24 protein-coding genes and 2 pseudogenes are annotated in these 24,520 nt (G+C 72.3%); 12 read left to right on the top strand and 14 right to left on the bottom strand.

The window, feature by feature from the left end; all coding sequences use genetic code 11:
• Window positions 1–51 precede the first annotated feature (51 nt).
• A complete protein-coding gene (locus tag ACF1A5_RS14980) occupies window positions 52–1,131 on the bottom strand; it encodes an NADH:flavin oxidoreductase/NADH oxidase (RefSeq protein ID WP_392193264.1) in 1,080 nt (359 codons plus the stop codon).
• 146 nt (window positions 1,132–1,277) lie between these two features.
• Here ACF1A5_RS14980 and ACF1A5_RS14975 point away from each other — a divergent pair, with 146 nt between their 5' ends.
• A complete protein-coding gene (locus ACF1A5_RS14975) occupies window positions 1,278–1,637 on the top strand; it encodes an ArsR/SmtB family transcription factor (protein ID WP_392193263.1) in 360 nt (119 codons plus the stop codon).
• Here ACF1A5_RS14975 and ACF1A5_RS14970 read toward each other — a convergent pair.
• From ACF1A5_RS14970 to ACF1A5_RS14930, 9 genes and pseudogenes are all read right to left on the bottom strand, one after another.
• Window positions 1,590–2,195: pseudogene (locus ACF1A5_RS14970) on the bottom strand (solute carrier family 23 protein); the annotation flags it as partial. The gene ACF1A5_RS14975 and the pseudogene ACF1A5_RS14970 sit on opposite strands and share 48 nt — an antisense overlap.
• Window positions 2,180–4,168: a recombinase family protein gene (locus tag ACF1A5_RS14965; protein ID WP_392193262.1), complete on the bottom strand. Its 1,989-nt coding sequence runs from the start codon at window positions 4,166–4,168 to the stop codon at window positions 2,180–2,182. The pseudogene ACF1A5_RS14970 and the gene ACF1A5_RS14965, both read right to left, overlap by 16 nt.
• Before the next feature lie 291 nt (window positions 4,169–4,459).
• A pseudogene (locus ACF1A5_RS14960) lies at window positions 4,460–4,888 on the bottom strand (solute carrier family 23 protein); the annotation flags it as partial.
• A gap of 144 nt (window positions 4,889–5,032) precedes the next feature.
• Complete coding sequence (locus ACF1A5_RS14955) at window positions 5,033–6,385, bottom strand: FAD-dependent oxidoreductase (RefSeq protein WP_392193261.1); 1,353 nt, start codon at window positions 6,383–6,385, stop codon at window positions 5,033–5,035.
• Window positions 6,386–6,516: 131 nt separating this feature from the next.
• On the bottom strand, window positions 6,517–7,218 hold the full coding sequence (locus ACF1A5_RS14950; RefSeq protein WP_392193260.1) for a TetR/AcrR family transcriptional regulator: 702 nt from the start codon (window positions 7,216–7,218) through the stop codon (window positions 6,517–6,519).
• A gap of 241 nt (window positions 7,219–7,459) precedes the next feature.
• Window positions 7,460–8,158 (bottom strand): HAD family hydrolase, encoded by a 699-nt coding sequence (locus ACF1A5_RS14945; RefSeq protein WP_392193259.1) that lies wholly within the window; start codon window positions 8,156–8,158, stop codon window positions 7,460–7,462.
• A gap of 9 nt (window positions 8,159–8,167) precedes the next feature.
• Window positions 8,168–8,869 carry a phosphatase PAP2 family protein gene (locus ACF1A5_RS14940; RefSeq protein WP_392193258.1) on the bottom strand — a complete coding sequence of 234 codons (702 nt, stop codon included), beginning with the start codon at window positions 8,867–8,869 and terminating at the stop codon, window positions 8,168–8,170.
• 96 nt (window positions 8,870–8,965) lie between these two features.
• Entirely contained in the window at window positions 8,966–9,901 is a 936-nt protein-coding gene (locus ACF1A5_RS14935) for a M56 family metallopeptidase (RefSeq protein ID WP_392193257.1), read from the bottom strand.
• Between the two features lie 159 nt (window positions 9,902–10,060).
• Window positions 10,061–10,612, bottom strand: coding sequence for a DUF5134 domain-containing protein (locus ACF1A5_RS14930; RefSeq protein ID WP_392193256.1), 552 nt, complete (start codon window positions 10,610–10,612; stop codon window positions 10,061–10,063).
• Between the two features lie 186 nt (window positions 10,613–10,798).
• Here ACF1A5_RS14930 and ACF1A5_RS14925 point away from each other — a divergent pair, with 186 nt between their 5' ends.
• Window positions 10,799–12,478 (top strand): FUSC family protein, encoded by a 1,680-nt coding sequence (locus ACF1A5_RS14925; protein ID WP_392193255.1) that lies wholly within the window; start codon window positions 10,799–10,801, stop codon window positions 12,476–12,478.
• Window positions 12,475–13,176 (top strand): MarR family winged helix-turn-helix transcriptional regulator, encoded by a 702-nt coding sequence (locus ACF1A5_RS14920; protein WP_392193254.1) that lies wholly within the window; start codon window positions 12,475–12,477, stop codon window positions 13,174–13,176. The genes ACF1A5_RS14925 and ACF1A5_RS14920 overlap by 4 nt, the downstream gene beginning before the upstream one ends.
• A gap of 77 nt (window positions 13,177–13,253) precedes the next feature.
• On the opposite strand, the gene ACF1A5_RS14915 is transcribed toward ACF1A5_RS14920, so the two are convergent.
• The gene (locus ACF1A5_RS14915; protein ID WP_392193253.1) at window positions 13,254–14,060 is read right to left on the bottom strand and encodes a VOC family protein; all 807 of its coding nucleotides are present in this window, start codon (window positions 14,058–14,060) and stop codon (window positions 13,254–13,256) included.
• 262 nt (window positions 14,061–14,322) lie between these two features.
• Window positions 14,323–14,715: a VOC family protein gene (locus tag ACF1A5_RS14910; RefSeq protein ID WP_392193252.1), complete on the bottom strand. Its 393-nt coding sequence runs from the start codon at window positions 14,713–14,715 to the stop codon at window positions 14,323–14,325.
• A gap of 70 nt (window positions 14,716–14,785) precedes the next feature.
• Between ACF1A5_RS14910 and ACF1A5_RS14905 the strand changes: the two genes are divergently transcribed.
• Window positions 14,786–15,349: a GNAT family N-acetyltransferase gene (locus ACF1A5_RS14905; protein ID WP_392193251.1), complete on the top strand. Its 564-nt coding sequence runs from the start codon at window positions 14,786–14,788 to the stop codon at window positions 15,347–15,349.
• Between the two features lie 72 nt (window positions 15,350–15,421).
• On the opposite strand, the gene ACF1A5_RS14900 is transcribed toward ACF1A5_RS14905, so the two are convergent.
• Entirely contained in the window at window positions 15,422–16,105 is a 684-nt protein-coding gene (locus tag ACF1A5_RS14900; protein WP_392193250.1) for a glycerophosphodiester phosphodiesterase, read from the bottom strand.
• A 519-nt stretch (window positions 16,106–16,624) separates the two neighbouring features.
• Between ACF1A5_RS14900 and ACF1A5_RS14895 the strand changes: the two genes are divergently transcribed.
• The 5 genes from ACF1A5_RS14895 to ACF1A5_RS14875 all read left to right on the top strand — a co-directional run bounded on the left by ACF1A5_RS14895 (window position 16,625) and on the right by ACF1A5_RS14875 (window position 21,289).
• The gene (locus tag ACF1A5_RS14895; protein ID WP_392193249.1) at window positions 16,625–18,022 is read left to right on the top strand and encodes a DUF6421 family protein; all 1,398 of its coding nucleotides are present in this window, start codon (window positions 16,625–16,627) and stop codon (window positions 18,020–18,022) included.
• A gap of 32 nt (window positions 18,023–18,054) precedes the next feature.
• The gene (locus ACF1A5_RS14890) at window positions 18,055–18,819 is read left to right on the top strand and encodes an SDR family NAD(P)-dependent oxidoreductase (RefSeq protein WP_392193248.1); all 765 of its coding nucleotides are present in this window, start codon (window positions 18,055–18,057) and stop codon (window positions 18,817–18,819) included.
• Window positions 18,816–19,886, top strand: coding sequence for a threonine aldolase family protein (locus ACF1A5_RS14885; protein ID WP_392193247.1), 1,071 nt, complete (start codon window positions 18,816–18,818; stop codon window positions 19,884–19,886). Before ACF1A5_RS14890 ends, ACF1A5_RS14885 begins: the two co-directional genes overlap by 4 nt.
• Window positions 19,887–19,991: 105 nt before the next feature.
• Window positions 19,992–20,585, top strand: coding sequence for a transglutaminase domain-containing protein (locus ACF1A5_RS14880; protein WP_392193246.1), 594 nt, complete (start codon window positions 19,992–19,994; stop codon window positions 20,583–20,585).
• An 8-nt stretch (window positions 20,586–20,593) separates the two neighbouring features.
• Window positions 20,594–21,289 carry a B3/4 domain-containing protein gene (locus ACF1A5_RS14875; RefSeq protein ID WP_392193245.1) on the top strand — a complete coding sequence of 232 codons (696 nt, stop codon included), beginning with the start codon at window positions 20,594–20,596 and terminating at the stop codon, window positions 21,287–21,289.
• A 67-nt stretch (window positions 21,290–21,356) separates the two neighbouring features.
• Here ACF1A5_RS14875 and ACF1A5_RS14870 read toward each other — a convergent pair whose 3' ends face one another.
• Window positions 21,357–22,079 carry a lysophospholipid acyltransferase family protein gene (locus ACF1A5_RS14870; RefSeq protein WP_392193244.1) on the bottom strand — a complete coding sequence of 241 codons (723 nt, stop codon included), beginning with the start codon at window positions 22,077–22,079 and terminating at the stop codon, window positions 21,357–21,359.
• A gap of 250 nt (window positions 22,080–22,329) precedes the next feature.
• Between ACF1A5_RS14870 and ACF1A5_RS14865 the strand changes: the two genes are divergently transcribed.
• The 3 genes from ACF1A5_RS14865 to ACF1A5_RS14855 all read left to right on the top strand — a co-directional run bounded on the left by ACF1A5_RS14865 (window position 22,330) and on the right by ACF1A5_RS14855 (window position 24,471).
• Complete coding sequence (locus tag ACF1A5_RS14865; protein ID WP_392193243.1) at window positions 22,330–22,737, top strand: TlpA family protein disulfide reductase; 408 nt, start codon at window positions 22,330–22,332, stop codon at window positions 22,735–22,737.
• Window positions 22,738–22,954: 217 nt separating this feature from the next.
• Window positions 22,955–23,464, top strand: coding sequence for a flavin reductase family protein (locus tag ACF1A5_RS14860; protein ID WP_392193242.1), 510 nt, complete (start codon window positions 22,955–22,957; stop codon window positions 23,462–23,464).
• 221 nt (window positions 23,465–23,685) lie between these two features.
• Entirely contained in the window at window positions 23,686–24,471 is a 786-nt protein-coding gene (locus ACF1A5_RS14855) for an electron transfer flavoprotein subunit beta/FixA family protein (protein ID WP_392193241.1), read from the top strand.
• The last annotated feature ends 49 nt before the right edge of the window (window positions 24,472–24,520 follow it).

Here is a 24,520-nt window from a genome sequence, read left to right as displayed (position 1 = left end):
CGGCGCGCGGTCGGCCCCGACCACGCGGCCGAGCCTCGCGCCTCGCCCCGCTCAGACCGACCGGTGGTACTGCTCCGGCACGTGGACCGAGCCGCCCAGTTCGCGGGCGGCGTGCTGGGCCCAGGTCGGGGTGCGGAGCAGTTCGCGGCCGAGGAGGACCGCGTCCGCCTCGCCGTTGGCGACGATCTTCTCCGCCTGCTCGGCGTCGGTGATGAGCCCGACCGCGGCGACCGGCATCGGCGTCTCGGCCTTCACCCGCGCCGCGAACGGCACCTGGTAGCCCGGCCCCGTCGGGATGCGCACCGAGGAGGCGTTGCCGCCGGTGGAGACGTCCAGCAGGTCGACACCGTGGGCGTGCAGCTCGGCGGCGAAGCGCACCGTGTCGTCGGCCGTCCAGCCCCCGTCCTCCAGCCAGTCCGTGGCGGAGATCCGGAAGAACAGCGGCTTGTCCTGCGGCCACACCGCCCGTACGGCGTCGACGACCTCGAGCGCGAAGCGGACGCGGTTCTCGTAGGAGCCGCCGTAGACGTCGGTGCGGTGGTTGGAGTGCGGGGAGAGGAACTCGTTGATCAGATAGCCGTGGGCGCCGTGGATCTCGGCGACCTCGAAACCGGCGGCGAGGGCCCGGCGGGCCGCGTCCGCGAACCGGGCCACGATCCGCTGGATCTCCTCGACGGTCAGCTCGGTGGGCACCGGGTGCCGGTCGCCGAAGGCGACGGGGCTCGGCGCGACCGGCTGCCAGCCGTGCGCCTCGGGCCCCACCGGCGCGCCGCCCTTCCACGTGCGGTCGGTCGACGCCTTGCGGCCGCTGTGCGCGAGCTGGATGCCGGGCACCGTGCCCTGGCTCCGCAGAAAGCCGGTGATCCTGCGGAACGCCTCGGCCTGGGTTTCGTTCCAGATGCCGAGGTCGTACGGGGAGATCCGGCCCTCGGGCGACACCGCGGTGGCCTCGACGATGATCAGACCCGTGCCGCCGGCCGCACGTGCGGCGTAGTGGGCGAAGTGCCAGTCGGCGGGGGCGCCGGCCGACGGGCCCTCGGGGGCGGCGGAGTACTGGCACATCGGGGGCATCCAGATCCGGTTGGGAATCGTCACTTCGCGCAGGGTGTAGGGCTCGAAGAGCGCACTCACGGCGGACTCCATTCGTCACGGGCGTCATGGGCCTCACGGGTCCTCACGGAACCTCGGCCGACTCGTACGATAGTCCTCGTAGTACGGCAGATGTCAAACTACGATGGTTCTCGTAGAATGAGGGCTTCGTACGAAGTGGAGCCGACGTGACCCTCTCCGCCCCCGGTGCCGGCAGCCGGGACCTTCCGCACCCCGCCCGCGAGGAGATCCGGCTCGAAGCCGTGCTGCACGCGCTGTCCGATCCGCTGCGGCTGCGGATCGTGCGGGAGCTCGCCGCCGACGGCGACGAGCTCTCCTGTTCGCAGTTCGTCCTGCCGGTGACCAAGTCCACGACCACGCACCACTTCCGGGTGCTGCGCGAGAGCGGAGTGATCCGGCAGGTCTATCGGGGCACGGCCAAGCTCAACGGCCTGCGCCGGGACGACCTCGACGACCTCTTCCCGGGCCTGCTCGACTGCCTACTCGCCGCTGCCGACCGGCAGGCTCTCCGCCTCGGCGGCGGGTGAACCGCCCTGTGCGGGAAGGTGGTTGAAGAGCAGGTTGAGCACGATCGCCGTCAGGCAGCCCGCGCTGATGCCGCTGTTCATCACCGTCTGGAACCAGTCCGGGAACTTCGCGTAGACCGTCGGCACGCCCACCGGGAGTATCCCGACCGCCACCGACACGGCCACGACGGTCAGGTTGTGGTTGCCCTTGAAGTCGACCTGTCCCAGGGTCCGCACACCACTCGCCGCGACCGTCCCGAACATCATCAGGCCCGCACCGCCCAGCACCGGAGCGGGGACCGCCGCCACCACCGCGCCCAGCTTCGGCACCAGCCCGAGCAGGACCAGAATGCCGCCGGCGGCCGCGACCACCCAGCGGCTGCGCACCCGGGTCATGCCGACCAGGCCCACGTTCTGCGCGTACGCCGTGTAGGGGAAGGTGTTGAAGACGCCGCCGAGGACGGTGGACAGGCCGTCGGCCCGCAGCCCGTCGGCGAGCGCGCGCGGCTGGACCTTCCGTCCGGTCAGCTCGCCGACCGCGATCAGGTCGCCGGTCGTCTCCGTCATCGTGATGTGTGCTTCGCCGAATCAAGATCCAGAATGTTCCCTCCGTCGACCAGGATCGCCAGGTTCGGGTCCAGCTCCCCCGTCACCTTCAACGGCGGCAGCAACGCCTGCCCGAACCTCTCCGCCTGCGGCGAGAACAACGGCTCCATCATCCGCTCCCACGCCCCCGACGAAATCCAGCTCTTCACCCGGGCCTGCACCGACGTCCCCGGCGGGAACCGCTCCGGCAGGGATTCCCACCCCGTCCCTGAGCGCAGCTTGTAGAGCACCGCCTCAACGACATCCCGCGGATTCAGACTGTTCTTGCGGACGTGATACGGAGGAACCCGCTTGGCGACTTCCTCCCACAATTCATCCGTCAGATCCAGCACACCCTGCGACTGCCGCGCGAACCACGCTTCGATCGAGCACGCACGCCCCCCGTGGCGCACCGGCACCGGCCCCGTGACAACCGCCCGGATACCCATGAACTCGATGATGTCGGCCCGCCGCTCACCGGTGATCTGCTTCAGATTCATCCGGGCCAGCTCGACCAGCGAAGCGATATCGGCGGCCCGCGTGGCCGCCCTCTCCGCATCGCCCAGCATCTGCGCGGCCAGCTCCCGCTCCTTCTGCTTGTCCCCGATCTGCTTGTTCAGCCCCGCCATGGCCGCCTGGAGCACCGCTTCAGGAATGTCGCTCTCACCCAAGGTGAGCGCCAGCAGCTTCTGCGCCGAGTCGTTCGTCAGCTTCTCGATCTCCGCATCCAGCGTCTCGACACGGGCCCGGAACTGCTCCCGGTGGTCGGGAATGTCACCGATCCACCGCTCGGACAGCTGACGCAATGTGTCCTCGTTCGACAGGTAGTCGGCGAGCGATTCCCACACCGCCTCTTCGACTTCATCCGCGAGGATGATCGAGTCGCCGCAGCCGTGCGCTTTGCTCCCGGCACAGCGGTAGGCCCGCCGACCTTCCTCCTTCAGGTACTGGCCCACATAGTGGGCGCCGCAGGCGCCCGTCAGACGGGTCGACAGGGAGTAGATCTGACCGGTGACCGACTTGGGCTTCGCCCGGCGCTCCAGCGCCTTTCTGACGGCCCTCAGGCGCTCGATGGGCAGCGGCGTGGGGCAGGGGATTTCGACGGTCGGTCCGTGGGCCGGAGTGCCGTCACGGTCCATGCGCGTGGCGCGCTTTCCGCGAGTCTTGTTCAGCTTCGGGTCGGTGTTGCGGAAGATGACGACGCCGTGCATGGCGGTGTTGGCGAACTTCGCCTTCAGGTTGCCGCCGGTCCACTGCGATCCGGTGCGGGTGCGATATCCCAGCGCATTCAGGGCGGCTGCCGTTGCGTCGGCGCTCTTGCCCTGGTCCACGATTAGCTCCGCGGCCTTCTCCAGGACGATGGCCTCAAGGGGGTTGACCTCCAAAAGGGACTCGCCCTTCTTGCCCTGGTTCTTGATCTGGAGACCGTAGGCCGGCTGGCCGCCGACCCATCCGCCGTCCTCGGCCTTCTCCTGAAGGCCGTCCTGCGTGCGCTTGCGGATGCGGATCAGTTCCTTGAACGCCTCGTTGGCCTTGTCCCGCATCCGGGCCTTGCCCTCTTCGGTCGTGGTGTCGATGTCCTCATCCACCACGGCGACGAAGATTCCGAGGTCTTCCAGCTCCCAGTACCAGCGGTAGAAGGCGCGCTCTTCACGCCCGAGCGCACGCGTTTCGTAAACGGTGACCAGGTCGAAGGAGCGGGGCTTCTGGCGGGCCATCGCCATCAGCCGCTTGGCGTCCGGGCGCTCCTGCCAGGGCAGCGTTCCCGACTCGCCTTCGTCCTTGAATGTGCCGACGTGGTCCCAGCCCTTGCGGCGGATATGCGCGGCGGTCTTCTTGCCGGTGTAGGTGATGCCGTAGCCCTTGGTCTGCTCTTCGGTCGAGACCCGCAGATAATCGACCGCTCGCAGCTGCCCGGAGACGGCCCGCTGTACTACGCCGATGCTGCTCGTGAGAGCCTGAGTCATGTCAGTCCCCATTGCGACTGGCGAATCAGACCCCGGTCCCGCCTGCCTGCGAGACCGGGGTCACCCATGTGGCGGGCATCTTATGGCGTGGGACCGTCAACGGGTGGGGTGAACAGCGCGGCCAACAGCCGGGCGAACCCTGCATGGTCGGGCTCTTCGCGGACGGTCCACGTGATGTCGATCTTCGGGTGGGTGTCGTCGGCGAAGTGCTCGCGCAGCCACTGGCCGGCTTCGTCCCCGGGTTTGTCTGTGCCGTCTTGCACGCATCCTCCTCCCGCCCCCCAAGGGCGGGAGGATCACCGTGCCGGTGACCAGTGGCGGGAAGTACCGCAGCAGCCTGCCGAACACCGGCGCCAGCAGCATGATCGCGAGCCCGGCGACGATCACCGACCCGTAGACGGCGGGCAGTCCGCTCCCCGTGGTCCCGATGAGCACCATCGGCGACACGGCCGCGAAGGTGCAGCCCTGCATGATCGGCAGCCGGACGCCGAAGCGCCAGAAGCCTATGCACTGGATCAGCGTGGCCACGCCGCACACCAGGAGGTCGGCGGTGATCAGATACGCCAGGTCGGCGGGCGACAGCTTCATGGCGCCGCCCACGATCAGCGGCACGGCCACCGCGCCCGCGTACATCGCGAGCACGTGCTGCAATCCGAAGGCGGCCAGCTGCCGTACGGGTGGGACCTCGTCTACGGGATGCACGGGTGTGGTCGTGACCATGGACGCTCCTGAGCGGCGGTGGGCGGAAGGGCTCGGACAGCACGAGACCGTAAGGCGCTTGAACAGTTTGTTGATTTCCGGAGTGTTGCCGGTCTGTGTCATGCCCATTCGAAGCCGGTCGACCTCACGGGACCCCGGGTTCGGTCACATCGCCGTGCGCGCCGCCGTGAGCAGGGACTCCCAGTCCGGCAGCTTGACCACACCGCGCCCCAGCGAGGCGCCGAGCGCCGCCTCGGCCCGCTCGATGGCCTGCCATCCGGCCCACTCGACCGGCTCGACCCCCGCGGCCCGCAGCGCCGGAAGGGGGTCCGGGGGATCCGGGGGCAGCTGCCCGCGTACGAGCGCGGGCGCGTCGGCGAGCAGCGAGGTCACCGTCTCCTTGGCGCACGGGCGGTTGGTGCCGATGACGCCCGTCGGGCCGCGCTTGATCCAGCCGGCCACGTACTCGCCCGGCGCGATCGCCCCGTCGCGCAGCACGCGCCCCCGCGCGTGCGGCACAGTGCCGCTCTCCGCGTCGAAGGGCAGCCCCTCCAGGGGCACCCCGCGATAGCCCACCGACCGCAGCACGAGCTGTGCCTCGACGTCCTCGTACCGCCCGGTCCCCGTGACGCCGCCGCGGCCGTCCGGGACCGTCCGCTCGAACCGCACCGCGCCCACGCGGCCGTCCACGGCCAGCAGTCGGACCGGGCGGAGGTGGAAGCGCAGCCGGATCCGGCGGGCGGCCTCCCTCGACGGCGCGGCCGCCCAGCCGCGCAGCACCTCCACGTTGCGGCGCTGGGCGGCGGGCAGCGCCGACGGGTCCCCGTACGCCGGGTCCGGCGCCAGCTCCGCCGGATCGACGACGACCTCGGTGTCCGGCAGTGTGCCCAGTTCGCGCAGCTCCTTGGTGGTGAAGCGGGCCTGCGACGGTCCGCGCCGGCCCACCATGTGGATCTCGGTCACCCGGCTCGCGGTCAGCGCGCTGAGCGCCGCCTGCGGCATGTCGGTGCCCGCCAGTTCCGCCGGGCCCCGGGCGAGGATGCGGGTGACGTCCACGGCCACGTTGCCCACACCGACCACGACCGCGGTGCGCACGCCCTGCAGGAAACCGTCTTCCACGGCGTCGGGGTGGGCGCTGTACCAGGACACGAACTCGGTCGCCGACCAGCTGCCCGGCAGCTCCTCGCCCGGGATCCCGAGGTGGCGGTCGGTCGAGGCGCCCACGCAGTACACCACCGCGTGGTACAGCTCCCGCAGCCGGTCGGCGGGCAGCCCCCCGGGCCCGCCGATGCGGACCCCGCCGAGGAACCGGACCCGCTCGTGCTCCAGGACCGTGCGCAGGTTGTTCTGCAGTGACTTGATCTTCTCGTGGTCGGGCGCCACGCCGTAGCGGACCAGCCCGTACGGGCACGGCAGCCGGTCCAGGACGTCGACGCACACGGAGGCGTCCTGCTCGACGAGGCCCTGGACGGTGTAGCACCCGCTCGGCCCCGAGCCGATGACGGCGACACGCAGCACGGCGGAACTCCTTACCCCGGTGGATCGGAGGAGATCGCTGATGGCTCCAGCATGGCACCGACGGGCCCGCCCCGGGAGAGTGCCCGCACCGTGGCGCCCGCGTGTCGCGCGCCCGATCCGGGGGCGGGGGCTCACTCGGCCCGGCCGGCCGGCTTCCGGTCCGTGGCCTCCGTGACGTGTGCGGCGTCCGTGGCGAAGAAGCGGGAGATGTCGGTCGCGCAGGTGTCGCCGGGTGCCTCGGCCTCCTCCGGGAAGCCCATCTTCCAGTCGAGCCGGTAGCGCTTGAACAGCTCCTTCCGCAGCGCCGGCACCGGCATCGGCGCCCCCGGCACCAGGGCCGCGTACACCGACCCCATCAGCAGGGCGCGCAGCATCGGATAGTCGGCGTCGACGTCGCACGAGCCCCGCCGGGCCACGGTGTCCCGCAGCAACTGCGACAGGCGCTGCTGCTCGGGGCACTGGACGAAGCCCTCTGCCTGCAGGATCCCCGCCATGTGCTGGCGCATCAGCACCGGCCGGTCGCGCGCCAGGCCCAGGATCGCGTCGATGGCCCGGGCCAGCCGCTCCCGGCCGTCCTCGGTGTGCGGCCGGCGCTCCAGCGCCTCCTCCAGCGTGCGGTGCATCAGCCGGTGCACCGCGGACTGCACGAGCTGGCGCTTGCCGGGGAAGTAGTACGACACCAGGCCCCGCGCCGACCCGGCCCGGTCGGCGATGTCGCCGAGCGTCGTCGCGTCGTACCCGCGATCGTTGACCAGTTCCACGGCCGCCTGCAGGAGCCGCTCCCGGGAACGCCGCCGCAACTCTTCATTGACCGAGGCGCTGCGCGGGGACATGCTGTAACTCCTGCGTTGACTGGCTGCCAGCCAACTATACTCAACAGGAGCAGGACGGAACCCCCTCGCGGGTCCGTTCGTGCTGCCGTCCCGCCTCGGGCGACGCGGGGGATCGTCCGAGGCGGGCGTTCTTTCGCCCGGGTGGTCGCCTGAGGCTACTTTTCCGCAGGTGGCCAGGTGGCCAGGTGGCCAGGTGGCCAGGTGGCCCGGCGTCCGGCCGTCCCGTCGCCCCAGGCCCGGCTCAGACGGCTCCGCCCACCAGATCGAGCACCGGCCGCAGCGCGTCCGGCCGCTCGGTCACCGGCAGAGGATCCACGAAGTGCACCGCGCAGCCGAGGGCCGCCGCCCCGCCGTCCGCGCGCCGGTTGTCGCCGACCATCAGCACGTCCCGAGGCGCCGCGCCGAGCGCCGCGCACGCGGTCTCGAACAGCCGCGGGTCCGGCTTCTGGGCGCCGTGCTCGTACGACAGGACGTACGCGTCGACGTAGGCGTCCAGGCCGTGCGCCCGGAACACCGGGCGCAGGTCCCAGCCGATGTTGCTGACCACGCCCACCCCGATCCCGCGCCCGCGCAGCGCGCGCAGCACCTCGGCCGCGTCCGGGTACGGGGCCCACGCGTCCGGCGTCATGTGCCGGTCGTACAGCGCGTCGTGCAACGCCGGGTCGGGCAGCGCCACCTGACGCGAGAGCGCGGTGTAGGCGGCCCGGTGGAGCTCCGGGCTGCTGTCCCGGATCTCCCACGTGTCCGCGGCCTCCTCGGGCAGCCGCGTCGGTGGGGACCCGCCCGGCAGCGCCCCGGCCTCGTCCAGCGCCCGCGCCAGCCCGAGCAACTCCCCCTCTTCCAGGGGAAGTCCGGTCTCGTCCAGCACGGCACGCAGCCAGGACTCGGTGGACTCCGCGCGGAAGAGGGTCCCGGAGAAGTCGAAGAGGACGGCCAGCATGGGGCGATCCTAGGAGCCGCGCGGGCCGTGACGGGCGGGTTCAGGCCATGAGCGGTCGTACGCGGTCACCGCCGCGGCCACCACGGTCGCACCCACCAGCCAGCCGCCCACCACGTCCGAGAGCCAGTGGACCCCCAGCCAGACCCGGGTCAGGCCCACGCCCACCACCGAGACCGCGGCCACGGCCCACGCGGCGCGCCGCGGGGCGCGCCCCGCGCCGAAGCGGTGGAGCAGCCACAGGAGCAGGCCGCAGACCGCCGTCGCGGTCATCGCGTGACCGGACGGGAAGGCCGCGTGGTGGGCGGAGTCGACCGGGTCCGGCCAGCGCGGGCGAGGCCGGCCCACCACGGTCTTCAGGCCCTGCTGCACCAGCGAGGCCAGGGCGCCGGCGGCGACCAGCCACAGGGCCGTCCGCCACGCCGAGCGGCGCCACGCCAGCCACACCGCGACCGCCACGCCCAGCAGGCGCATCGTCAGCGGGTCCCACACCCAGTCCGTGAGGACGCGGAACACGTGCGTGAGGCCGCGCTCCTCCACCGCCCAGTGATGGGTGGTGCGGGCGACGCTCCCGTCCACGGCCGTCAGCGGGTGCCAGCGGATCGCGACCAGGATCAGCAGCAGCGCCGAACACAGCCCGAGGGCCGCCGCGCCGCGGGCCGCGGCACGGCGCCCCGGCGCGCGGGGCGGGGAGTCGACAGGCATGGGCCGCATGATGCGATCCTCGCCGCCGGGCCGAGCGGGAAACGTGCCGCCCGGCCCCGTCCCGCGCTTCTCCGGCCGGCCTTCCGCTGCCGGCGCCCCGAGGTGTCAGCCGAGCGCCCTGAGGCCCGGTACCAGCGCCACCAGCACCGGAATCACCGGCACCAGCGACGCCGCCGCGGTCAGCCGCAGCCGGCGGGCCGCCGTGAGCCGGTCCGGCGGAGTGAGCAGCCGGCGCACGCGCTGCGGTACATGGGCCTGCGGGGTGGGGCAGGGGCCGAACACACCCCGGTCCTCGTTGAGTTCGACCAGCGCGAGCGCGGTGGTCAGCCGGCCGAAGCGGCGCGAGGCCATGTCGTCGGCGGCGAGTTCGACCAGGCGGTGCATCTCGCCGCGGAACGCGGCGAACACCGGGACCCGCGGAAATCCGCCCGCCAGCGCGGCCGAGCAGTGCAGCAGCCAGTCGTGGCGGGCCTGCGCGTGCCCCTGCTCGTGCGCCAGTACGGCGTCCAGCTGCCGCCCCTTGAGACGGCGCAGGGCCGCCGTGGTGACCACGAGCCGGGGCGGCGTCCCCGGCAGCCACCAGGCGTCGGGCCGTTCGCCCTCCAGCACCACGAGCCGCTCGCCCCCGGGCTCCTCGCCGGGCAACCGCGGCGCGCGCACGAGGAGTTCGGCCCTGCGCAGCCGACGCCGCGCCCGGGTCCGTACGACCTCGCGGACCAGCATGGCCGCGCTCCACAGCCCGCCGCAGGCGAGCGCCACCGCGGTCGTCGCCGCCCACGGTCCGGTCGTGCCGAACGCGTAGGCCTCCACCACCGCACGCGGGGCGGTGCCGAACACGTGGCCGCGCACCGCCTGCCAGGCGGCCGCCGCGCTGAGCGTCATCGACAGCGCGCAGCACAGGAGGACGGCGGCCACCACGCACTGCCACACCCACAGCGCGAGCACCGGTTCACGGTCCGTCCAGTCGGCGCGCGCCAGCAGTCGCGGAGCGGCGACGGCGGTCAGCGCGCCGAGCAGCAACAGCACCGCGGGGACCATCATGCGAGCACCCTATGAGCGCCCCGTCGCCCACGGGTACGTCTCCCCGCGGCAAAGTGACACAGACCACGGCCCGTCGATCAGTCCGGGAACGGTCTCACACGGGCCGCCGGTCGGTCCCGGAGCGACCTCACAGGGCTCGTCGATCGGCTCGGAGCGGTCTCACAGGGTCAGCAGCATCGCCACCATGGCGATGCCCATCGACAGCCGGCACGCCCGCGCCAGTTCCGGCCGGTCGCCCCACCCGACGGCGGCGCCGCCCGGGGCGACGGGCCCGACGGGGACGAGCCGCACACCCGACACCAGCACGTATCCCGTGAAGTACAGCAGCAGCGCCCCGGTGACCAGGGGGAGGCCGGACCCGCCGTGCGCGGGGTGGTGGGCGCCGGGAGGGGCGGCCATCACGACGGCCATGTAGACCATGGCCAGCGTGCCGACCAGGTGGTGCAGATGGTGCGGGCCGGTCCGGGCGGCCCACAGCGCGCGCAGCGCAGCCCCGGTGAACACCACCGCGTAGGCGGGCCAGGTCCACGCGGGCGGTGTGAACACCGCCGCGGGCACGGCCATGGCGGCCATGCCGAAGCCCATCAGCGCCTCGCCGCCCGCGGCACGGCGCTGCTCCTCGACGGCGCTGCGCGTCCGCAGCAGGCAGTACGCCCCGCTCGCCGCGCACAGCGTGAACAGCAGCCAGCCGGGCGAAGCCGGTCCATGCACCTCCACCACCCCGTTCGGTGCCGCCGGTCCGCCGCGCGGTGGCCGTCCGGTCGGTCAAGGGATGCCCGGGCCACGCGGCGCGCACGCGAGCGCAAGGGTGTACACGGGGGGCACCCGGGGGAGTACGGCAGGTCACGGCCGCACGCAAGGTGATTTACCAGTAAAACACCTGTTAAGCTTATGAGTATGAGCAGTCCGACCCCCACCCTCTCGACCCCGCGCGTCCGGAGGCTGCCACTCACCGGCGTGCTGCGCCTCGGCCGCCCCTCCGACATCTGGTTCAAGCCCGCGCTGAGCGTGGTCGCCTCGGTCGCACCGCCCAACCTGACCCTCCTCGCCCTCGGCCGGCTCGACCTGGCCATGTACACGATGGCCGGATCGCTCTGCGCCCTGTACGCCCACAACCGTCCCTACGCGGCCCGGGCCCGAGCGCTGGCCTGGGTCGTGCTCGGGATGGTCGGCGGCCTCGCCCTCTGCCTGCTCACCGCCTCGCTCACCGACGACGCGGTCGTCCTGGTCGCCGTCGGCGCCTTCCTGGCCGCCGCGCAGAAGGTGATGTGCGACGCGACCCGCATCGGGCCGCCCGGCAACGTCGTCCTCACCTTCATCGGCTCCGCCTCGCTGTTCGTCCCGCAGACCCTCGGCCAGGTGCCCGGTCATCTGGCGCTGGCCCTCGCGGCGGGCGCCTGGGCCTGGCTGGTCGGCATGGCGCCCGGGCTCCTGCGCCCCCACGGGCCCGAGCGCCGCGCCACCGCGAACGCGCTCCACGCGGCGGCCGCCTACGCCGCCACTCGCGGCACCGGTGCGGGCCGTGCCCGGGCCCGTGCCACCGCGGCCGCCGCCGTCCAGGCCGCCTGGCGGACGCTGCTGTCCACCGGCGCCCGTGCCACGCCCCGGCACGCGCTCGGACGGCTTCTGGTACGCGCCGAGGTCGCGCTCGCCGCCCCCGCGGACACGGAACCCGAGCGGCTGCGGACCTGGGCCCGTGAGCTGTGCGGCCGCGGCCCCATTCCCCGGGCCGCCGAGTCGCGGGCCGGTGCCGACGAGCTGCTCGGCGTCGACGCCGAGGCCGGCGCCCCGCACCGGCCGTGGTGGAGTCGGCTCGGCCCGCTCGCCCCGATCGCCGTCCGCACCGCCCTCGGCTGCGCGCTCGCGGGGTACGTCTCCCTCGCCCTCGGGGTCGGCCGCCCCTACTGGGCCCTCGTCACCGCCGCCTCCCTCTACCAGGCCAACCTCACCCTGACCTGGAGCCGGGGCGTCCAGCGCGTCGTCGGCAACCTCGTCGGCATCCTCGCCTTCGCCGCGATCGCCCCGCTTGCGCACCTCGGCGCGGCGGCCCTGGTCCTGTGCTGCCTGGCCCTCAACTTCGGCGCCGAGGCCCTCATCGGCCGCAACTACTGGCTCGGCAGCGTCTGCGTGACCCCGATGGCGCTGCTCATCACCGAGTTCGCGGGCTACCAGCAGCCCGGTGAACTGATCACCCAGCGGGCACTGGACACCCTCGTCGGAGCCCTGGCCGGCTTCGTGGCCGCCGTCGCCGTCACCAACCGGCGGGCCGGCGACCGTGTCGAGCACGCGCTGACGGCCGTCGACCGGGCGCGCGAACAGGCCGCCCGACTGCTGGCCGAACCGCGTCCCGCGCCCGCCGCGCTGGAGGCCGCCCGCCGGCGCCTGGTCGCCACGCTGGTGGAACTGCGCGCCACCGTCGACGCCGCCTCCGGCGAGTGGTGGCAGCGCGCCCTGCCGCACGAGCGGGTCGTGCTCACCGAGCAGTCAGGACACCGTACGCTCGCCGCGACGGCACGACGCCAGGGCCTGCACACCCGGGCGGGCACGGACATGACGACGGAGGACGTACGGCCATGACGGGGACCGACGGACGGCCGACGGACGACAACCCGCCGGGCACGGGCGCGCCCCGGGGGCGACGGGCGGGAACGGCCCCCGCGGACGGGGGAGCGGTGGGCCGGGAGACGCCGCCGGGCAGGCGCGAGGACGTCACCGTGGGGCCCGGACCGTGGGGGCCGGGTGGAGGAGAGCGGGGCGGCGGCAACGTCGGCGGGGGCGACACCGTGGCCGCCGTCGTGCGGCAGTGGCGGGCCGTCCATCCCGACCTGGACACCGCCCCCATGGAGATCATCGGCCGGATCAACCGCTGCGCCGCCCTGCTCCAGCAGGCCGAGGACGCGCCGTTGCGCCGGGCGGGGCTGAGCCGGCCCGAGTTCGACCTGCTGGGAGCGCTGCGCCGCACCGGGGACGAACTCACCCCCAGCGAACTGGCCCGGGAGACGTTCTCCTCGGGGGCCGCCGTCACCAAGCGCCTCAAGCAGCTGACCGAGCGGGGCCTCGTTGAGCGCCGCGGCGACGCCCGCGACCGGCGCGTCGCCCACCTCCGCCTCACCGAAACCGGACGGGAACTCGTCGACGGCGTCCTGCCCGAGCAGCTCGCCTACGAAAGGGCCGTCCTGGCCGGGCTGGAGACCGGAGAGCGCGACGAGCTCGCCGGTCTCCTGGGGGATCTGCTGGGCCGGCTGGAGGGCCGTCCGGGCGCGGGGAGGGGCTGAGCCGGTACGGCTCGTCCCTCGCGCCCGCCGGGTGGGTACCGGGCCGTGCCGCGGCCCATCGCGCCGGGGCGTCCGCGTCAGTCTCCGTCCTGCCCGGCCCCGGTTCCCTCCCGGCCCGCCCCGGTCTCCGTCCGGGCCTGGTAGATGCCGAAGGCAGCGCCCTGCGGGTCCCGCAGCAGCGCGATGCGCGGGCCGTCCCCCTCGGTGGTCGGCTCCAGCATTGCCTTGGCGCCCTCCCGCTGCGCGATCTCGGCCGTCGCGTCCACGTCCTCGACCGCGAAGTACGGCAGCCAGTGCGGCGGCACGTCGGCCGGGACACGGTCGCCCAGGGCCCGTACGCCGCCGAAGTCCCCGCCGTGCAGGCCCCACTGCGTGTACCACTCCGAGGCGTTGACGCTCCAGCCGAACACCGTCGTGTAGAAGTCCCGCGCCCGCTCCACATTGCGGGTCGCGAGCTCCACCCAGCCCAGCGAACCGGGCTCGTTGAACACCTCGGCACCGGTGAAGTCCCGCGCCTGCCACATCTGGAAGGCGGCACCGCACGTATCCAGCGCGACCACGAAGCGGCCCTCGTCGAACACGTCCACCGGCCCCTGGATCACCGTCCCGCCGGCGTCCACCACCTTGTTCGCCACCTCGTCGGCGTCCGCGACGGCGAACGAGACGTTCCACGCCACCGGCTGCGACTCCTGGTACCGCGGGATGATGGCCGCGACCAGCGAGTTCCCGAGGCGCGCCATGGTGTAGCCGCCCGCCTCCGCGCGCAGGGCGGTCTGTGTGCGCCAGCCGAACACCGCCGTGTAGAACCGCTTGGCCGCCTCCAGATCGCTGGTACCGAGCTCCGCCCAGCAGGGCCCGCCGATCACCGGCTTGTCGAACTTCATGGCACTCCTCCGGAAAGGCCGCTCCCATCAGCACGCTAGCCCCGGTCACCGACCGCGGCCAGCGGGAGCCGTACGTGCCCGGAACCGGTGCCGGAGGCCCGCGCGAGTCGTGCCCGGAACCGGTGCCGGAGCCCGCGCGGATCGTGCCGGAGCCGCCCCGAGACCGCGTCCGGGCCCGGGGACAGTCACTTTCGTCCCCTGGCGCGAGCCGCCCCTCGCCCCGCGCCGGGAGCCACCTCCGTGTCCTGCCGTGAGCTGCGCTTCAGATGCCCGGCCGGTACCGCATCGGATGGTCGGACGGCACCTCGACCAGCACGACGGGCGTGCCGTCCGGGTCCTCGATCCACATCTCGACCAGTCCCCACGGCTCCCGCACCGGCGGACGCACGATCGGCACGCCCTGTGCCCGCAGCTCGTCGTGGGCCGCGGTCACGTCCGCGACCTGGAGCCACAGCCGCACGGCCGGGGGCGGCGGGGTGTCGGAGCGTCCCGACACCTCCAGGAAGCCCCCGCCGAGGAAGTAGACGGTGCCGCGCTCCGCGCCCGTGCCGAACTCGCGGTAGACGGCGAGGCCGAGCTGCTCGCCGTAGAAGGCGCGGGAGCGCTCTGGGTCCGTGGGCCGGAGCAGGATCCGGCTGCTGAGTACGTGCACCATGCATCCGCACCCTAGTGGCAGGGTTACCCTCATCACCGCCCAGCGCGCCAGGAAAACCGAAAGGGACCCCATGGACACCGCCGTCAGCGGACTCACCTTCCGCGATGCCACCGATGCCGACGTGGACGCCCTGGTGGCGCTGATCGAGTCGGCGTACCGCGGGGACGCCAGCCGGGCCGGCTGGACCACCGAGGCGGACATCCTCCAGGGGCAGCGCACCGACCCGGAGGGTGTGCTCGCGGTGATCAACACGCCCGACAGCCGGCTGCTGACGGTCGAACGGGACGGCCGCGTGGTCGCCTGCTGCCAGCTCGAGCACCGCGGCGCCCACGCGTACTTCGGCATGTTCGCCGTCAGCCCGGCGCTCCAGGGCGCGGGCCTCGGAAAGGTGATCATCGCGGAGGCGGAGCGGCAGGCCCGCCTCACCTGGGGCGTGCGGGAGATGCACATGACCGTGATCTCCGTACGCGAGGACCTGATCGCCTGGTACGAGCGCCGCGGCTACCGCCGTACGGGAATCACGACCCCCTTCCCGTACGGCGACGAGCGCTTCGGCATCCCGCAGCGCGACGACCTCCAGTTCGAACTGCTGGTCAAGGATCTCGGCCAGGACACGCCCGGCGGGCAGGCCTAGCTAGGCCCTCTCTTTCGGATCTTGCCGGGGTCATGGCGTGATCCGAAAGAAAGGCCACAGCCCGACAGTGCCTCAGGCCGTGAAGCGGCCGGTGCGCTTGATCTCCGGGTAGTCGGTGGTCGCCCCGTCCAGCTCCAGGGCGCGGACGAGCCGCAGGTGGTCCAGGGTGTTCACCACCCAGCCGATGACCCTCAGGTCGGCCTTGCGCGCCTGCTCGACGACCTCCAGGGTGAGCCGGCGGATGTTGAGGCAGACGGTGGCGGCGCCGGCCGCGGTGGCGCGCTCGACGACGTCGGCGCCGTAGCGGCTGGCGACGAGTGCGGTGCGTACCCCGGGCACCAGACGGGCGATCTCGGCGATCGCCTCGTCGTGGAACGAGGAGACCTCGACCCGGGACACCAGGTCGTGCCGGTGCATGACCTCGGCGAGCGCCCGCGCCGCGGCCACGTCCTTGATCTCGGCCTGCAGCGGCGCCCGCACGGCCTCCAGGACCTCCTCGAAGACCGGGATCCGCTCCCCGCGGCCGGCGTCCAGGGAGCGCAGCTCGGCGAGGGTCTTGTCGGCGATCGGACCTGTTCCGTCGGTCGTGCGGTCGACCTCCGCGTCGTGCATGACGACGAGCGCGCCGTCCTTGCTCAGATGCAGATCGAGTTCGATGGCGTCGAGGCCGGCCTGCTGGGCGGCGACGAAGGAACGGAGGGTGTTCTCGGGCTCGACACCCATGACTCCGCGGTGACCGATGGTAAGGAAGTTCAAGGTTCAACTCGCTTCCGTCGACGGCGGCTCGGCGCGCACGCGGACCGGACGGACGTCCTCCACGCGGCAGTGCCGCAGCCTAACGGCCCCGACCGGCGATGGACCCGCGCGTACACGGGGCAGTGGGGTGACGGGCGGGAAACGCCCGGCCGTGCCGAGCGAGGCGATCACCCGGAGGGGGGCGAGTCCCCCGTGGGGTTGACCGCCCTGACCGTCGCCCTCCCCCTGCCGTTGACGCCTGGCCGCCCTCGTCGCCGCCCGACCCGCCGTCGCCACCGCCACCGCGGCAGCCACCTCCACCCGCGCCCAGCTTCGGTATGGCCGAAATGTGCCAGATCACGCTCGGCGGGGCGCATCACCCGGACGGACTAGGGTAGGCGCGCCCATGCGAGCCTCCGGCAGGAAAATGAGCGGTGGCGGAGGGTGTGAGCAGAATAATTTCCCGAGGCCCCCCTTGCTGGGAGAAAGCTCGTATGTATACGGTCTGCTTACGCGAGGTTCTCCTGTGGAGGATGGGACATGACGGAAATTCTTGTGCAGTCGGGTTCGGAGGGGCAGGTTCCTTCCGCGACCAGGGTGGTGGAGCACCCGGCGTGGCCCGTGCTCAAGGATGCCGTGGAGCAGATCCGGCCATGGCAGTCGAAGGACGGCTCGATCGACTTCGAGGCCGAGGGCGCGCCGGAGCGCGCGGACGCCGAGGGCGCCGTGCACCGCGTGCTCCGGGCGGTCGAGGAGCTGGCCCCGCTGCTTCCGCACGACGCGGCCTACCACGAGGCCCTGGTCAAGGATCTGCGCCGCTGGGCCGACGGGGGCTTCCAGGTACCGGACTTCCTCGACTCGCTGCTGGCCTTCCAGCCCGCCGCCCACCGCGAGGACGGCCTCCAGCACCTCGTGGTCTTCCCGATGTACACGCAGAACGGCAACCCGGACCGCAACCTCGAGGCGGTCGTGCTGCGCATGGTCTGGCCGGACTGGCTGGCCGAGCTGGAGCGCACCCGGTACGACAACCCGCTGTTCTGCGGCATCACCTTCGAGGACTTCACGGCCGGGTACGACACCAACTCCGCCGTGCTCTTCCCCGAGACGATCGCCGTGCGCGAGGCGCCGGAGCGGTTCTCCTGGGGCGGCATCTTCTGCGACCGCGAGGCCGCCCGCTTCCGCCGGGTGACCGCAGCCGCCGTCGACATCCTGGGCCTCGAGCTGCCCGAGGACATCGCCGCCATGGTGCACGACCAGAAGCGCTGCGAAGAGGCCTTCGTGCTCTGGGACATGGTCCACGACCGCACCCACAGCCACGGCGACCTGCCGTTCGACCCCTTCATGATCAAGCAGCGTCAGCCGTTCTGGATGTACGGCCTGGAGGAGCTGCGCTGCGACCTCACCGCCTTCAAGGAGGCCGTGAAGCTGGAGACCGACGGCGTCCCGCAGGCCCGTGACGTGCAGTACGCGGTGCTGTTCGACCGCATGTTCCGCTTCCCGGTCACCGGCGAGCGCGTGCGCAACTACGACGGCCTCGGCGGCCAGCTGCTCTTCGCCTACCTGCACAAGCACGACGTCGTGCGCTGGACGGACAACAAGCTCCTCATCGACTGGCAGCGCGCCCCGCAGGTCACCAACCAGCTCTGCGCCGAGATCGAGAAGCTCTACCGCGACGGCATCGACCGCCCGAAGCTGGTGCACTGGTTCGCGGGCTACGAACTGGTCGCCGGCTACCTCGCCCCGCACCCGGGTTCGAAGTGGGCCAAGGGCCCCGACGCCCTCGACCTGTCCCAGCCGCCGCGCAAGCTCGTCGACGACGTGCTTCCGGACGAGTTTCCGCTGAGCATGTTCTACGAGGCCCTGTCCAAGAAGCTGAAGAACGTGATCGCCTCCACCAAGGGCATCACGGCGGACGGCGCCGAGCGGATCGCCGCGTGAGCGACCGCGCCCAGACTGCTCGGGAGGAGAACATGGTGGGGAACGGAAACAGGGCACTGAGCGGTGCGGTGATCGCGGTGGCCGGCGCGGGCGGACCCGCCGGCCGGGCCACGCTGCTGCGCCTCGCCGAGGCGGGCGCGACCGTCGTCGGCTCGGACAACGACCCGGAGCGGCTCGCGGAGGCCGTCGACGCGGCGCGCTACGCCTCCGGCGGCGCCACCGTCACCGGCGAGAAGGTCGACCTGCTCGACCTGCAGTCCACCCGCGACTGGGCCGCGCACATCGAGAAGGAGTACGGCCGGGTGGACGGCCTGGTCCACCTCGTCGGAGGCTGGCGCGGCAGCGAGACCTTCACCAAGACCAGCCTCAGCGACTGGTCGGTGCTGGAGAAGCTGCTCATCCGGACCGTGCAGCACACCTCCCTCGCCTTCCACGAGGCGCTGCAGCGCAGCGACCGCGGCCGGTACCTCCTGATCAGCGCGGCGGGCGCGAGCAAGCCCACCGCGGGCAACGCGGCCTACTCCGCGGCGAAGGCCGCGGCCGAGGCGTGGACGCTGGCCATGGCCGACTACTTCCGCAAGGCCGGGAAGGCCGAGGGCGCCGAGGGGCCGACGTCCGCGGCTGCGATCCTGGTGGTGAAGGCGTTGGTGCACGACGCGATGCGCGCCGAGCGCCCCAACGCGAAGTTCGCGGGCTTCACGGACGTCAAGGACCTCGCCGAGGCCATCGCCGGCGTCTGGGACAAGCCCGCCGCGGAAGTGAACGGAAACCGTCTGTGGCTCACCGAGAAGCCGTGAACCCTCCCAGGACCGACGCGCGTCGCCATCACGACCCGGAGGTCCGCGGTTTCGCCAGCGACAACTACGCCGGGGTCCACCCGGAGGTGCTCGCCGCCCTGGCCGTGGCCAACGGCGGGCACCAGGTCGCGTACGGCGAGGACGCCTACACCGAGAACCTCCAGCGGATCGTCCGCAGCCACTTCGGTGCCACCGCCGAGGCCTTCCCGGTCTTCAACGGCACCGGCGCCAACGTCGTCGCGCTCCAGGCGGTCACCGACCGCTGGGGCGCGGTGATCTGCGCCGAGAGCGCGCACATCAATGTCGACGAGGGCGGCGCCCCGGAACGGATGGGCGGCCTCAAGCTGCTCACCGTGCCCACGCCGGACGGCAAGCTCACACCCGAGCTGATCGACCGGCAGGCGTACGGCTGGGAGGACGAGCACCGCGCCATGCCGCAGGTGGTCTCGATCACCCAGAGCACCGAGCTGGGCACCCTCTACACGCCCGAGGAGATCCGCGCGATCTGCGAGCACGCCCACGCCCGCGGGATGCGGGTGCACCTGGACGGCTCCCGGATCGCCAACGCGGCGGCCTCGCTGAACGTCCCCATGCGGACGTTCACCAACGCGGTCGGCGTCGACATCCTCTCGCTGGGCGGGACGAAGAACGGTGCCCTGCTGGGCGAGGCGGTCGTCGTCATCAACCAGGACGCCGTCCGGCACATGAAGCACCTGCGGAAGATGTCCATGCAACTCGCCTCCAAGATGCGCTTCGTGTCGGTGCAACTGGAGGCCCTGCTCGCCAAGGACCTGTGGCTGCGCAACGCCCGCCACGCCAACGAGATGGCCCAGCGGCTGGCGGAGGGCGTGCGCGCCGTGCACGGCGTGGAGATCCTCTACCCGGTGCAGGCCAACGGCGTCTTCGCCCGCCTCCCGCACGACGTGAGCGAGCGCCTGCAGAAGCGGTTCCGTTTCTACTTCTGGGACGAGGCCGACGGTGTGGTCCGGTGGATGTGCTCCTTCGACACCACCGAGGACGACGTGGACGCGTTCGTCGCCGCGCTCAAGGAGGAGATGGCGCGCTAGCGAGGCGGTCCTGCGATCGCGGGTGTCGTCACTGATTCTGCATGGATATGCGGGCGATCGGAAAGTCATTGACTGACGGCCGGTCACATTCCTATGCTCCCGCGCATGCAGCTGATCCAGCAGGACCCGGACCTCTCCGCCTATCTGGCCGCCGACGAGGTCATCGACCACGATCATCCGGTGGTGCGCGACACGGCCGCCCGTCTGGCCGGACGGGTGGCCGACTCGTATGCCTATGCGCAGGCGGCCTTCGAGTTCGTGCGCGACACGATCCCGCACTCCGCCGACAGCGGGGATCCGCGCGTCACCTGGCGCGCCTCGGACGTCCTCCGGCGGCGCACCGGGATCTGCCATGCCAAGGCGCACGCGCTGGCCGCGCTGCTGCGCGCCGAGGACATCCCGGCCGCCCTGTGCTACCAGCGGCTGGCGCGCGACGACGGCCCCGGTCATGCCGTGCACGGCCTGGTGGCCGTGCGGTTCCACGGCGCCTGGCACCGGCAGGACCCCCGTGGCAACAAGCCGGGGGTCGACGCCCGGTTCTCCCTGGAGGGTGAGCGGCTGGCCTGGGTTCCCGACGCGAAGTCCAATGAGGTGGACTATCCAGACCTGTACGCTGAACCTCATCCGGCGGTGCTCGGGGCTCTCCGGGCCGCGCGCGACCGGTCGGCTCTCTGGCAGACGCTCCCCACCGCACTCTGAGGCAGGCGATGACGCTCACCCTGACCGTGTCCGACGACGTGCGCGCCCTCGCGCCCGGCTTCACCCATGTCGCCGTCGAGGCGCACGGCCTCGTCAACGGTCCCAGCACGGAGGCCTCTTCCGCGCTGCTGGACGAGGCGGCGCGCCGTCTCGCGGCCCGTCTGGACGGCCGTGCCCCGCACGAGGACCCGCATGTGGCGGCCTGGCGCGCGGCCTACACGGCGTTCGGCGCCAAGCCCTCCCGCACCCGCAACTCCGCCGAGGCGCTCGCCAGGAGGGCGCTGTCGGAGGCCGGTCTGCCGCGCATCAACGCGCTCGTCGACCTCTACAACGCCGTCAGCGTCGCCCACCTCGTCCCGGTCGGCGGCGAGGACCTCGACCGCATCCAGGGCGGGATGCGCCTGGTGCGCGCCACGGGCGACGAGGAGTTCGCGACCGTCGCCGACAGTGCGGAGAGCATCGAGCACCCCGACGCCGGCGAGGTCGTCTGGTGCGACGGGGCGGGCGTGACCTGCCGGCGCTGGAACTGGCGCCAGGGCCCGCGCACCCGCCTGACCGAGCGGACCACCTCCGCGCTGTTCCTGCTGGAGAGCCTGGCACCGATGCCGGTTACCGAGGTGGAGGCGGCGGCCGCCGAACTGGCCGAGCTGCTGGAGAAGTTCAGTCCGGGCGCGCGGATCACGGTCCGGCCCCCGGCGTCCTAGAGGCTCCCGGAGGGCCGGGGACCGGGCCCCGCGGGTGTGTCCGCAGCGACGCCCGGAGGCCGGCGGGTCAGTGGGCCGTGCGCAGTTGCTCCGGCGTCGGCGCCGTCCCGCCCAGGTGGGCGGGCAGCCACCAGGTGTCGTCGGCGCCCTTGGGGCGCGCCGGGTAGGCGCGCTGCGCCGCCTCCAGCATTTCCTGCACGCGCTCGCGCAGGCGGCGGGTGAGGGCGCCCGCGTACTGGTCGCGGGTGGCCTCGACGGCCTCGCCCACCCGGATCGTGATGGGGGTGTGGCTGCGCTTGAAGTTGCGCGGATGGCCCTTGGTCCACAGCCGCTGGGTGCCCCACACGGCCATCGGGACCAGCGGGACGCCCGCCTCCTGCGCCAGCCGGGCGGCGCCGGACTTGAAGGCCTTGAGGGTGAAGGACTGCGAGATGGTGGCCTCCGGGAAGACGCCCACGATCTCGCCGGACCGCAGCGAGTCGAGGGCGTGGGCGAAGGCCGCCTCGCCCTGGGCGCGGTCCACCGGGATGTGCTTCATGCCGCGCATCAGCGGGCCGGAGATCCGGTGCCGGAAGACGGAGTCCTTCGCCATGAAGCGCACCAGCCGCTTCTGCGGAAGGGCCGCCAGCCCGTTGAAGATGAAGTCCAGATAGCTGATGTGGTTGCTCACCAGCACGGCGCCGCCCGAGCGCGGGATGTTTTCCGAACCCGCGCAGTCGATCTTGAGGTCCCACACCTTGAACATCGTGCGGGCGAGACCGATGACGGGACGGTAGACAAGCTCTGCCATGGGCGGGGCGGACCCTTCTCTCTGCCGCGCAAAGGGGTTCTCGGCGGAAGTTACGGAGCCGTAGGTTTACGGCATCCCGCAGATCGTGCCCCAATAACGGCCGGGGAGCCAGCCCACGTGCCCGCACGGGGCGAGATCCTCGTCACGTCGGCCCAGCGTCCGCCCGCGGCGGGGCCGGCGAGCCCGCCGCCCTCCTCGGGGCACACTTGTGCGGAGGGCCGGGAATCCCCACGACCTCGGGAACGCTGAGGTGGGCGATGACCGGACGGCGGTGCTCGCGGCGGCGGGTGCCCACGGAGTGCCGCCGCGGCGGCGGAACGGGAGAGTGCGGGTGCACGGGCGCGACGAGTGCGGACGGCTCGGTACGGCCGAGCTGGGCGAGGGTCTCGGCGAGCGCGCCACCCTGGTGCAGTTCTCCAGCGCCTTCTGCGCCCCGTGCCGGGCCACCCGCCGGATCCTCGGGGAGGTCGCCGACATGGTCCCCGGAGTGACCCACGTCGAGATCGACGCGGAGGCCCGACTGGACCTGGTGCGCGCGCACGGCATCCTCAGGACCCCCACGGTGCTCGTGCTCGACGCGGACGGACGGGTGGTGCGGCGCGCCGCCGGTCAGCCGCGCAAGGCGGACATCATCGCCGCCCTCGGGGAGGCGGTGTGACGCCCGTTCCGGTGACGGTGACACATCTCCCACCTGATGGGACGAACTTGACGGTGCTCATCCGCTCTCGTCAGCCTGACCGTATGCCCTCGGAAATCCTTCTCCACGGATGCGGACGTCGTCGGACCGGAGCCCTCGCCCCCACCGCGAGCGAGCGCTGTCCGGGCCGTTGAGCAGCTCCGGCCCCACACGCTCCCCTCAGCAGAAGGACAACTCCATGTCGGCCACCTCCGGCCTCGGCACCGTCCGGCCCGCCTCACCCGACCTGCTGCGCTCCGTCTTCCGGCGGCACGCGGCGGGTGTCGCGGTCGTCACCGCCCGCGGCGACGCCGGCCCGGTCGGCTTCACGGCGACCTCCCTCACCTCCGTCTCCGCGGACCCGCCGCTGCTCTCCTTCGGCATCGGCACCGGCGGCTCCAGCTGGCCGGCGATCTCCGGCACCGACCACGTCGGCGTGCACATACTCGGTGAGCACCAGCGGGAACTGGCCGCCCGCTTCGCCCGCAGCGGCGCCGACCGCTTCGGGCCGGCCACCGCCTGGCGCGAGGGCCCCGAGGGCGTGCCCGTCCTCGACGACGTCCTCGCCTGGCTCGTCTGCCGGATCGTGGGACGCGTCCCGGCGGGGGACCACCGCATCGTGGTCGCCGAGGTCGTCCTCGGCGACCCCGCCGGCGCCGGGCGCCCCCTGCTGTACCACCAGGGGCGTTTCCACGGGCTGCGCGACTGATCCACGGCTCCGCCTTCCGCGGGGCCGTCGAGTTCCGGTTACGCTGCGTTGCAAAGGTCACAGTTCAAAGCGCTTGCTTAGCGGGAATGAACTGGGTGTACTGACGAGTAATATTTCGGTCGGAGCGCCTGGTCGCCCCAACCGGGATCGGCCGCTTGAGGCGCCTATGCTGCCTGCAAGAAGGCAGCCCTGGAAATGACGATTGCAGTAGGAGAGCCGGCGTGAGCTTGAGGATCGTTGTCACTGTGAAGTACGTGCCCGACGCCACTGGCGACCGGCACTTCGCCGATGACCTGACCGTCGACCGCGACGACGTGGACGGTCTGCTCTCCGAGCTGGACGAGTACGCGGTCGAGCAGGCGCTGCAGATCGCGGAGAACGCGGACGACGCCGAGGTCACCGTCCTGACGGTGGGTCCCGAGGACGCCAAGGACGCGCTGCGCAAGGCCCTGTCGATGGGCGCCGACAAGGCGATCCACGTCGAGGACGACGACCTGCACGGCACGGACGCCATCGGCACCTCCCTGGTCCTGGCCAAGGCGATCGAGAAGGCCGGCTACGACCTGGTGGTCTCCGGCATGGCCTCCACCGACGGCACCATGGGCGTCGTACCGGCGCTGGTCGCCGAGCGTCTGGGCGTCCCGCAGGTCACGCTGCTGTCCGAGGTCTCCGTCGAGGACGGCACGGTCACGGGCCGCCGCGACGGTGACACCGCCACCGAGCGGCTGGAGGCCCAGCTCCCGGCCGTCGTCTCCGTCACCGACCAGTCGGGCGAGGCGCGTTACCCGTCCTTCAAGGGCATCATGGCGGCCAAGAAGAAGCCGGTGGAGTCCTGGGACCTGGAGGACCTGGAGATCGAGGCCGAGGAGATCGGGCTCGAGGGCGCCTGGACGAAGGTCGACTCCGCGGCCGAGCGTCCGGCCCGCACGGCCGGCACGATCGTCAAGGACGAGGGCGAGGGCGGCAAGCAGCTCGCTGAGTTCCTCGCGAGCCAGAAGTTCATCTAAGGGCCGGAAGCCCAATAGCGGCTCCCTCCCCTGACCGCCCCTCAGACTT

It is taken from the genome of Streptomyces sp. NPDC014864 (assembly GCF_043081525.1).
Taxonomy (GTDB): Bacteria; Actinomycetota; Actinomycetes; order Streptomycetales; family Streptomycetaceae; genus Streptomyces.
This window is presented reverse-complemented; position numbering and strand designations above follow the sequence as displayed.